Source organism: Photorhabdus sp. P32, assembly GCF_038085095.1.
Lineage (GTDB): Bacteria > Pseudomonadota > Gammaproteobacteria > Enterobacterales > Enterobacteriaceae > Photorhabdus > Photorhabdus luminescens.
In genome coordinates this window covers 1-10,587 of the sequence record NZ_JAZGJN010000177.1, presented here as the reverse complement: position 1 = coordinate 10,587, position 10,587 = coordinate 1, and the positions used below count along the sequence as shown (strand labels likewise).

The window sequence follows — 10,587 nt, the reverse complement described above, 5'->3', positions numbered from 1 at the left end:
ACTTCATATCGCTCAATATTTTAGCTAATTTATTGTTGTAAAAAATAAAACATAAATCTTTAGATTAAAATATTAAACAATCACTTATATCGACTTGAAAATAGTTTAATGTTCTTCATGTGGCTATAATATATTTTTATATATATTATTTCCCCTGATTATTAAGATTTCAATTCTATTGATATAATTTCTCTTGTTTACGAATAATACATTGTGGCTTATCGGATCTTGCTTATGTATAACAGTAAATAATTATTTTCTTTATTAAGTGTAAATTTTGCTACTATAATAAATATTAGGATTCACTATCAATATTCTTAATTTTCAAGAGGACATTGAATGAATATTTATCGACCATATACCTTACCCTATAATTTTCATAAATTAGACGTAGATGCACATTTTGTGGCTGAAATTTGTGAACTTATTAACAAAATTTCGGGATTTAGTTTGTTCTCCCTTTTATTAAAAGCGCGCTTTCCTATATCTAACCGAGAAGTGTATTTTTTTAATAATTATCATGAATCTTGGAGAGCTCTTTATATAGAAAAAAAGTATTGGATGATTGATCCCGTTCTAAATTTCCGACCTGTGCCGCCTTCTTTTTCAAAAATATGGGACTTAGATTTTTTTTCCAAATCTAATGGGCAAGAGCTTTGGTATGTGAATCAGAAATATGGGTTTCATTCTGGGATCACGTTTGGCCTTCCTGCATTTTCAGGAACTTATGGAATATTTTCTGTTGCGGGAAAAGATGGACCTATTGATAACGAGACAATGTATAAATGTAGTGGAGAAATTTTAGGAGTATACATTAGGATAATAAGATACTTAACATCACACACAAAGTATTTACAATCGTTCTATATCGATAATACTTCATTTTCACATAGAGAATTAGAGGTATTAAGGTATACCGCAGATGGGATGACATCAAGTGAAATTGCATCAACCATTTGTGTCACTAAAAGTACAGTTGATTTTCACCTAATGAATATCGTCAAAAAACTGGATTGTAAGAATAAATTTCAGGCAATAGCTAAAGCTGCATTACTTGGCTATATATAACTAATATCAATTTGCAATTATCAGATGATTATATCTTTTACCTTATAAATTAACTGAATGATTAATACTATTGCTCAAATGGATTATTACGATAATTTGAGAAAAAACTGATTTTTTACCTTCGTATCTTTATTGGTACTGTTGTAAATAGAAGGTTGGAGAGATTTTCCTGACAAGATGACAATGATATCTATTCAAAATATAAAAGCAGCATTCAATAAATGCGTCTCTATTTTGGCAGAATAGTTATATTACGTTCTGCCTATACCTAATAGATTTCGAGTTGCAGCGCGGCGGCAAGTGAACGAATCCCCAGGAGCATAGATAACGATGTGACTGGGGTGAGTGAAAGCAGCCAACAAAGCAGCAGCTTGAAAGATGAAAGGTATATTCTTTGCTTAATATATGAGTGATTCAAAGGATGGTAATGACTGTTTGAATGGCTTTTAGTGTTCCTACCAAACCAGTAATCCTCCTCTAAAATATTTATCAATAGTGAACCATTTCACCAGATAATCCGTAGTGCTATTTATTAAATAATGCCTAATAATATCCGCAGGAGTCATTATGCTCACTCAGAAGAAACAGAAAATTACCCTATGGGAATTTGGGGATTATTCATCTCAATCAACATAACTTACAAGTCGTTATCGGGCCGCAAGTACAATCAGTAAAAGATGAACTTGATGCATTAATTTAAGGAAGAAAACAATGTTTGACTTTGACACCTTGGTTAACCGCTGTGGTACTTGGTGTACCCAATGGGACTATGTTGGAGATCGTTTTGGGGCTGATGATCTTCTCCCTTTTACTATCTCTGATATGGATTTCGCTACCGCTCCCTGTGTGATTCAGGCGTTACAGAAACGTCTGAATCATGGTGTATTTGGTTATAGTCGTTGGCAGAATGAAGAATTTCTTGGTGTTATTCGTCATTGGTACCAACAACGTTTTAATTGTGAAATTAATACAAATTGGGTGGTTTATGGCCCTTCTGTGATTTACATGGCGTCGCAATTAATCCGTATTTGGTCTAAACCTGGTGAAAATATCGTTGTTCATACTCCTGCTTATGATGGTTTTTATAAAATTATTTAGGAGAATAAGCGGCGATTGCTTCCTTGCCCACTTGAGAAACAAGGTAATAATTGGGTGTGTGATATGAACCAACTTGAAGCTTTGCTAGCGCAACCAGAAACCAAAATATTATTACTGTGCAACCCACACAATCCAACGGGCAAAGTCTGGAGTTATTCTGAACTTAAAACGATATCTGCACTGTGTGAGCGTTATAATGTTAACGTTATCAGTGATGAAATTCATATGGATATAACCTTGGGGGAAACAAAACATACTCCCTGGAGTAAAGTTGCCACGACACATTGGGCATTAATGACCTCAGCATCCAAGTCATTTAATATTCCTGCGCTTACCGGCGCTTATGGTTTTATTAATGATAATCATAGCCGTGAGGCATATTCTCATCAACTAACGCAGTGTGATGGATTATCTTCTCCTGCTATTTTAGCGGTATCAGCCTATATTGCAGCTTACCGGGAAGGACATATCTGGCTTGATGAACTGAGCGATTACCTGAGTGATAACTTGAATTATGTGGCACAAGAACTGAATGCTGCATTTCCACAATTGAACTGGCAACCACCCCAGGCAACTTATTTGGCTTGGATAGACCTGCGTAATCTGAATATTGATGATGATAAATTGCAGCAGATACTTATCCATGAAGAGAAAGTTGCCATTATGCCGGGTAAAATTTATGGTGAAGCAGGTAAGGGGTTTCTTCGTTTTAATGCGGGGTGCCCCCGTAGCAAAGTTGAATTGGGTATTCAAAAATTGATCTCAGCGTTGAGAAAACTTTGCTGAAAATAGTTAATATTGGCAGATAAACTATTGTGATTATATTTTCAGTTAGCCGTGCACTCAACAAGGTAAACGGGGTTCGAAACTTAATCCGAACCCCGTGGAGTATAGCGAAGCTAGCCTTGTTAATGCTGTATATATCGCCGGTAATGGTCGTTGGCACAATATCGGCGACGTTGAGGCACTTGACGCAGCATTTTCCCTAAGTATTTTTGTCACCCTTTGCCTTAGTGCTATCGCTAGCTTTCTTGATGTCAGGATCAGCATCAACAGTCTTACTGCCTTCTTTCATTGAAGAAGATGCCATGTTGCCAGTTGTCTTTGGATCATTAAAAGATTCACTATGAGTCTGTGATGTTTTCTGAACAGCGCCCATAAACCCGTTGAGAAACCCCATAACAGCCAGGGCTTCTGGAGATGTTTCTTTAATAATCTTTGCGTTAGGATCGGCAGGAGAGCCTGGAATTCTATTCTCCAATAATTTACTGAGGTTTTGAGCGGTTTCCGCATTATCTTTGCCAAATGAAAAGATGCTATCGAATGACATAATAATTATCTCCTGTGAAATATAACTTTAAGGTTTCCGGTAGAGTTCTTGCTCTGAATACTCCATAGACTCGGTCTCGAAGATTATATGATCAACTTCTAGAGCAGATACCGTTTCTGCCAATCCCGTTACACGATATGGTTTGCCACCAACCAGATTAAGCACGTTGATATCCTGGGCCACAATCTCAGCACTATTAGGCGGGGCGGTTTGGGGCGGGGACTTGATTGGAACGGGGGAGGCGTATCGAACAGCGATGAACCCAGCAAAGGTGACAGGAATCGTATAGTTATACCGTTTAATGACGCGACGTTGTGTAACAAGAGTTCGTATGCGCGATTTCGCAGAGATGCTACCATTGGTTCCAGAAGTGGATTTCCATGAGGTCGTCAGAGAACCACCGACTGAACCTTGAATAGCAAGCATAAGATTAGCGTATACCTCACCTTCGCCATGAGCGGCTGCGGTATCCGTATAAGTAACATCCACACTGCCTTGATCGTAACTCGCTCGAGCATTGTATTTTGTTTCTACGGTTTTTGTAAGAGAAGCCATGCCTCGTACACCGAAGGTCAATTGAGCTGTGCCTTGAATGTTCCATGTTATTGTATTTGAAATCTCAAAATTTACATTATCGGCAAAGAAACGCTCCCTAGAATCACGATTTACATAGGTCCGTGAGGATAGGGTATCAGGCGGTGGTTGTGTAATATTTTTTCTCTCTTCAATCATTGGCGCTCCGATATTCATATAAGAATACCATCCACGACTTTCAGCTGTGCCATCTGGAAAATCTCCAAATGTTGCACCATTAATTGAAATTCCAATAGGTTTTTGCTTTTTGCCAGATGAATCAGTAACCACAAGTGCCGGAGTGTTGAGAATAGACTCATCAATCCCCAGCTCAAGCAGGTTTTGTGGCGTAATGATCTGACGATTTACATTCTCAAGGTTATACAACGATCCTTTAGTCGGCATGATTTTCTCCTATTAATTTTTAAAAGTTACATTTGCTACTTACCTACCTTCCTACATTATTCCGATGATTTCATATGTTAATAATAACGTTAGTTGACAAGTTAAATACTGTCAAATCTCACAGGAAATATGGATTGGTATCGATAGCAGCAATGAACAGAAAGTGTCAAATTCGGTAGAAAACCTCATAAAAAGGCAGAATTAGCTAAAAATCGGCTCACTCAGGCAGTTCAGCGTGGCGTCTGAGATAAACGGGCTCCGGTCGGAGAAAGACAGGTTTTGCAGGACTGGCAGACGGTCAAGAAAGGCCCGGAGTTCATCGCGGATAGCGTCAACCACGGCGTGGTAACCCAGTTTGCCGGCGGCCTGTGCCGCGATGGCGTGCCCGTCAAGCCAGTAAGGGGCCAGTGTCAGACTCTGTTCTCTCTCTATTTATTTTCTATTCTTCAAAAGAATAGGATTGAAAATAACTCATGTCTTTTTATCTTTTTTTATACCGCACGACATAATTCCTTTTTTGAATATAGAAAATATGGCTTCTAATTTAGTGTTTTGATTAAAAGAAAATAAATATCAATAAATGCTTTTCATATTTAACCTGTCATTACATTCGTTATTTACTTCATTTAGAAAATTATCGTATTCTATGTTATCAACTAACCCTTGTTTCTTTCTTATAAGATATAATTTTATTTTTCTCATATTTTCTTTAACTTGATCCTGGGTAGACATTTTTATTCTGTCAAGGATATCATTTTCTGCTTTTTTATAATCCTCATGAAGATAAAACTCAGATACCCGATCAGAGAAAAATCATTCCAAACAATATAGTTACCTGGTATGTCTTGATCGAAAAGAAGCTTTAATGTCCTATCTTTATTATCAATAATTTCATATTTATTAAATTCTTCAATAGAGGATAAAAAATCCGAACTTTTAAAGAATTCAACAGGTTCCATATAAAAATTTATTATCTCACTCATATTGAATTATCCTAAAATTTTACTCCAGAGATCAAAGATGCTTTGTCTTACTTTTTAATTTACGTCTTTCCCCTGAATATTAGTGTTATACCTATCTTTGGGTTTAATAATATTGCCATTCTCCATATCTTTTTTAGCTATATTTTGGATGTGAGCTACTTGTTTCGATATGGCATCAGTTGATTGATTTAAATTTATTTTATCCAGAGTATTTCTTATTGCATCAGTATATCCGTGATGATTACCTTGATGCCTTACCATTGCACTAACCCGTCGGCGTTGGCGTGGCATGGGTATTCACCACGGGAAGAAAGAAGCCAGCCGGAAGCGATTCCGGCTTTTTACTGTTTCAGGGAGAAAACAGAATAAAATAGTTAAAATATATCCTATGTATATATTTGCTATGAGTTTTATATTTTTCTGTATTATTTCTTTGTTTATTCTATTATTTATTTTATATTTTTTTTGATTTAAATTATATATTTAATATATAACATCAACCCTGTAAAATATTTATTTTAAGCATAAAGATAACAAAGCCGGAGAGAATATGGGGATCTTTCTGGCTTTTTACTATTAGCTTAGGGTAATTTTATTTTCCATTTTTTGATATTAGTTTTAATGCCGTACCTAAAATCTACACAATAGTGATTCAAGGCTTCATCTAATTTAATTAGTTTTATTCCTTTGATATTTTCTTTACTGAATTTGTTAGCTACTTTTTCTGAAATAAAGATAAATCCTGCTAATAAAGTAGTCCGTATTGAAAAAATATCATAATTTAATGATGCATTATGAAAAGATAATTTATGAGGAATTAAACTTCCATATTTATCTTTTTCCAATATTGAATCTTTTTCATTCAGAAATAACTCCTTGTCAGTAAAAAAAAGATAATTTAATGAGCTATTGATAGTTTTTCCATCTTTAATAGATGTCGCAATTAATTTTTTTAAAACATGAACGCTTAATTTAAACTCATTGATAATATCGAGAAATCTATCAGATAGGATATGAGCCATATTGTGTTGATAATAATTAAATCCCAATTTCCCAATATTTTTATTACATAACAAATACAAAGTGTTAGGGCATTCCTTATCTACGAGATAATAAGGCATATTATGCCTGGAGCCTTCATAATCCCATTTGTCATTAATTTACTTATCTGTATCTACTATAGCATGAAGATATCTTGGCATTAGTGAAGAATTATAATCGTTCATTAATACATAAGAATTCATTAATTTACTCTCCCACATTTGGTTGTAGATACTTGACCAGACCATATTTTATTTTTCATATCCATCTGATTATTGTTTTTAAAATCATATTTTCTTCATGTGGATGAAAAGCATCATTCAGAATCATTCCAATCATATTGTCCTGCTCATGGATAAAGAAAATTTCATTTTATAAAAATATAACCTTGGCAATAAACTGTTTTTTGAGACGGAATTAAACCATTGGATTCATTCTCTTATAAGGGAGCCATTGGTAAACTCCGGTCGGCACTGGCTTACTGTGGGTATGCGCCCCGCTAGATTATAAGAAGGCCGGAAGAGCACGCGGATCTTTCTGGCTTATTTTTTAAATGCTTTCAAATACTATATTATTAGGTGGGAAATTATCAGGGAATGACATGCATTTTATTTTCTTGGATAAAACACCTTCTAAAAAAGATGTTAGATCTTCTTGCCTGTATTCGACTTCTGGAGATCTTGAGGCAATAATTGCTATTTTCCATGAGTCACTGTTATCTGTTGGTGATATAACCCAAAATATATAATCACCATTATCAGTCACTCCTATTGGAAGTAATCCATCTTTATTAGGATAAAGAGAAAACCGATAATAATCTTTATCATCCTCAATTAAATAATTAAAATCCTCAATAATCAAATCCTTCTGATTGAAGAAATTTAGATCATCATTTTCACTAAATGGATTAAATATATTAATAAAGTTAGCTATTCTTCCTGTTCCATAGCAATTTATGAAGTCGATGAAATCACTAGGAAAATGGTGGTTATTATCTATCAATGGCCATTTTTCCTTTTGACCTGCTTCATTCGGAGATACAGGAGGAGGTAATATAGTTTTTAAATTAAATATGCTCATAGTTTACATTCCTGGGGGATTAAGGACAGTTACATGTGTAAAGAAACCTCCTGAACCTTCAGCCGGAAGCGATTCCGGCTTTTTACTGTTTCAGGGAGAAACCAGAATAAAATAGCTAAAATACAGCCTATGTATATATTTACCATGAATTTTATATTTTTCTGTATTATTTCTTTGTTTATCTTCTTATTTATTTTATATTTTTGTGATTTTAATTTATATATTTAATATATAACATCAACCCTGTGAAATATTTATTTTAAGCATAAAAATAATAAAAAAGGCCGGAAAGATTGCAGGGATCTTTCCGGCTGATTTCAAGGATTATTAATCGCCGCTTATTCTAATAAAATTGATTTCTTTTCCGTTTACTTTTTCAATGATCTTATGCAGTTCATCTTTTCCTTCAATAATTCTATCTTTCATTTCAGACAATTCATGAATAAAAGAAGTTGCATCCTTTTTCTTTAATAAACAGTCAGTTTTATAGTAATCCTTAATCTTTCTTAAATTCTTCGCACTACTCCATCTCGTTGGAGATGAGAATATATTTGAATGTAAGGTTTCGCTCATAACAACATGAATAATCTCATTATCTTCTGTCGTGAAATGTATATCCAGTCCCATAATATCCTCAAAAAATCACATCTGTTGGCTTAAGATCTTTAAACACACTTTGCGGGAATGCCGTAACTAGATCACCATTTGATTCAGTAACAACCCTTACTTTATTTAATATTTCACCCTCTGGGGTTATACCTACATTCCTTTTCAAAGTTTTTTCATATATAAAACGATCACCATCGCGAATAATTCTATCTGGTTTACGGAATACATCCCTTATGGTCGATTTAACGTCGGCATTATTAAGAGTCCACTTACTTTTATGTGACCAGCCTTTGACATCGCCCACATGTCTATCCTTTACATGCTTAACACCGTCTTTAGTTAAGTTGATTTTGTCAGGGGGAGTTGGGCAAGGCGCGAGCCCCAGAGGGTCGATCCAGCCCGTCGGGTTATGCACGTAACTGTAAGGATTCGGACCCCCATTTAGCCCTATGGGATCTTAGGGACTGCCCCGACACGACCATACTTTTTGGCCGGGATTTCTTCTTTAATAACAACCTGTTAAAGAGCCACCCCGTCCCACTGCATTCACCGCCGCGAACCCAAAACCCCGATGTGCACTTTGCCGATTTTAGCTCACTTTTTCCCCGATGTCAGTGCCGGGTTTCGGCCCGCTTATCGACGGTTTTCAACAGGTAGCTCCCGCCCGCGAGGTCGGACGGGGCGGAGATGGCGAGTACGGGAACGAGCTCATAAAAAGACCAGAGGATCTCTCCGGCCTTATTTTTCACTTTAAACCTAGCATTTTTTTTAATCTTTGAAGAAAAGCCTTACAAGCAGCTTCTTCTTGGTTAAAATGTTCTTCTCCAGATCGCTGACCACGCTCACTATAAAAGACAGACCACAATATACCGTCTTTTATCAAGCAAAGAGATTCATTCTCTATTGAATCAATAGAATAACTATCTTTAGGTATTTTCATAGAGGACAAAGTCCTAATTAAACTATTCTTATCCACATTTATTACCTTTTTTGCCTGCTTCTATTAAATGACCAGAATCTAAATATTCTTGTACAGATTTTTCAAGTTTGTATTGCGTACCAAGCCCTATTTCTCCAAACCACGGAGCAATTTTGCTTTCTGATACATTAGAGATTGGTTTCATCACCTTATAAACAGAATACGGTTTCATTGTATCAGTTCCCGGGGGAAGAGCTCGCATAGAATATGGTGTGCCAACAGGTGACGTATAATATCCTCCTGTATACCCATAGCGATCTATTATAGTTCCTGGTTCCAAAACCGTATTCTTTACAGGTCCAAATGCACCATCATTAGGAGGCCAATACGGTACAGGGAGGTTAGTCAGCCCCAGCGGGTCGATCCAGCCCGTTGGATTCTGCACGTAACTGTAAGAATTAAGTCCACCGGCTAACCCAATTGGATCAGGACTGAGATAACAACAGCCTTCCGGTGAGTAAAAGCGGTGCCGGTTGTAGCAAAGCCCTGACTCTTCATCCCATAACTGCCCGGCGAATCGGAGGCCCGGATCGAGCTGGGGATTCTCTGCCTGTCCGCCCAGCCGCAGCCCGTACAGGGACTGCTTCGGCCGCCGCCACACCCGTTTCCCTGCCGGGTCGAACAGCGCCAGCGGTTCCCCGGTCGGGGCGCTGACCGCATACTGGGTCTGCACCTCTCCGGCCATCAGTTCCACCCGGTTGTCCAGATTGAGCGTAAACTGTTGCGTCTGCTGCGCTATCAGTTCCCAGCCGTCAAACACCAGATGGCGGATCATTTTCAGCCGGCCGTGCTGATACTCGCGGATTTCTGCCGGCACATCGCCGTCCCATAAATACGTGATCAGCTTACCGGTCTGGATACACCGTTTTTCCGTCCGTCGTCCGAAAGCATCATAGCGATATTCCCACCGGATGTCATCCGGCGTGATAAGCCCCGTCAGCTGGTTCTGGCTGTTCCAGCGGTATTTCGTCAGCGCCGGCCGGTAACCTTCCGCTAAAAACTGTTTCTCCTGCACGCGACCGGCCCGGTCGTAGACAAACCGGTGCGAACCCACCCAGTTCAGGCGGTGGCCCTCCTGGTAGAGAGTTTCCCCCATAATTTCCTGCGCCCCGTCAAACCGCCTTGACGGGTAACCGGCGGCGTCATACTGATAATGTTCACGCAGCGTCCGGCCTTCACCCACCGAAACTATCTGGCCGTTGCCGTTGAGGAGATAATTTAACTGCTGTCCGTCGTCATTGACCGCGGTCAGGTTCAGCGTCGCATCGTATTCGTACCGGCGCGCCACGCCCGCATAAGCGGGGGCAATCTCTTCCGGTTCAGCCGGCCGGAAGAAATGGGGATTACGGCCGGCCCGTTGTGCGGTTAACTGGCCCATCAGGCTGTACTGCTGACGCAGAATAAATCCCCCTTCCACATAA

10 protein-coding genes and 3 pseudogenes are annotated in these 10,587 nt (G+C 38.1%); 2 read left to right on the top strand and 11 right to left on the bottom strand.

Annotation, left to right across the window (positions count from 1 at the left end):
• Positions 1 to 339 precede the first annotated feature (339 nt).
• The gene (locus tag V2H77_RS01980) at positions 340 to 1,068 is read left to right on the top strand and encodes a LuxR family transcriptional regulator (RefSeq protein ID WP_341497452.1); all 729 of its coding nucleotides are present in this window, start codon (positions 340 to 342) and stop codon (positions 1,066 to 1,068) included.
• Between the two features lie 711 nt (positions 1,069 to 1,779).
• Positions 1,780 to 2,952: pseudogene (locus V2H77_RS01975) on the top strand (MalY/PatB family protein).
• 199 nt (positions 2,953 to 3,151) lie between these two features.
• Here V2H77_RS01975 and V2H77_RS01970 read toward each other — a convergent pair.
• From V2H77_RS01970 to V2H77_RS01925, 11 genes and pseudogenes are all read right to left on the bottom strand, one after another.
• Positions 3,152 to 3,496, bottom strand: a complete 345-nt coding sequence (locus V2H77_RS01970) for a hypothetical protein (protein ID WP_139654393.1) — start codon at positions 3,494 to 3,496, stop codon at positions 3,152 to 3,154.
• A gap of 27 nt (positions 3,497 to 3,523) precedes the next feature.
• The gene (locus tag V2H77_RS01965; RefSeq protein ID WP_341497451.1) at positions 3,524 to 4,474 is read right to left on the bottom strand and encodes a hypothetical protein; all 951 of its coding nucleotides are present in this window, start codon (positions 4,472 to 4,474) and stop codon (positions 3,524 to 3,526) included.
• A 219-nt stretch (positions 4,475 to 4,693) separates the two neighbouring features.
• Positions 4,694 to 4,897: pseudogene (locus tag V2H77_RS01960) on the bottom strand (type VI secretion system domain-containing protein); the annotation flags it as partial.
• Positions 4,898 to 5,511: 614 nt separating this feature from the next.
• Positions 5,512 to 5,748 carry an AHH domain-containing protein gene (locus V2H77_RS01955; protein ID WP_341497450.1) on the bottom strand — a complete coding sequence of 79 codons (237 nt, stop codon included), beginning with the start codon at positions 5,746 to 5,748 and terminating at the stop codon, positions 5,512 to 5,514.
• A gap of 290 nt (positions 5,749 to 6,038) precedes the next feature.
• Complete coding sequence (locus V2H77_RS01950) at positions 6,039 to 6,617, bottom strand: Imm43 family immunity protein (protein ID WP_341497453.1); 579 nt, start codon at positions 6,615 to 6,617, stop codon at positions 6,039 to 6,041.
• A gap of 430 nt (positions 6,618 to 7,047) precedes the next feature.
• A complete protein-coding gene (locus V2H77_RS01945; protein WP_341497449.1) occupies positions 7,048 to 7,578 on the bottom strand; it encodes an SMI1/KNR4 family protein in 531 nt (176 codons plus the stop codon).
• A gap of 327 nt (positions 7,579 to 7,905) precedes the next feature.
• Positions 7,906 to 8,205, bottom strand: a complete 300-nt coding sequence (locus V2H77_RS01940) for a hypothetical protein (protein WP_214040695.1) — start codon at positions 8,203 to 8,205, stop codon at positions 7,906 to 7,908.
• Between the two features lie 7 nt (positions 8,206 to 8,212).
• The gene (locus tag V2H77_RS01935; protein WP_341497448.1) at positions 8,213 to 8,491 is read right to left on the bottom strand and encodes a hypothetical protein; all 279 of its coding nucleotides are present in this window, start codon (positions 8,489 to 8,491) and stop codon (positions 8,213 to 8,215) included.
• 6 nt (positions 8,492 to 8,497) lie between these two features.
• Positions 8,498 to 8,644: pseudogene (locus V2H77_RS23565) on the bottom strand (RHS repeat domain-containing protein); the annotation flags it as partial.
• A 288-nt stretch (positions 8,645 to 8,932) separates the two neighbouring features.
• Positions 8,933 to 9,163, bottom strand: coding sequence for a hypothetical protein (locus V2H77_RS01930; RefSeq protein ID WP_341497447.1), 231 nt, complete (start codon positions 9,161 to 9,163; stop codon positions 8,933 to 8,935).
• Positions 9,156 to 10,587: glycohydrolase toxin TNT-related protein (locus tag V2H77_RS01925; protein ID WP_341497446.1), on the bottom strand; the 1,432-nt coding region annotated here is incomplete at its 5' end. The genes V2H77_RS01925 and V2H77_RS01930, both read right to left, overlap by 8 nt.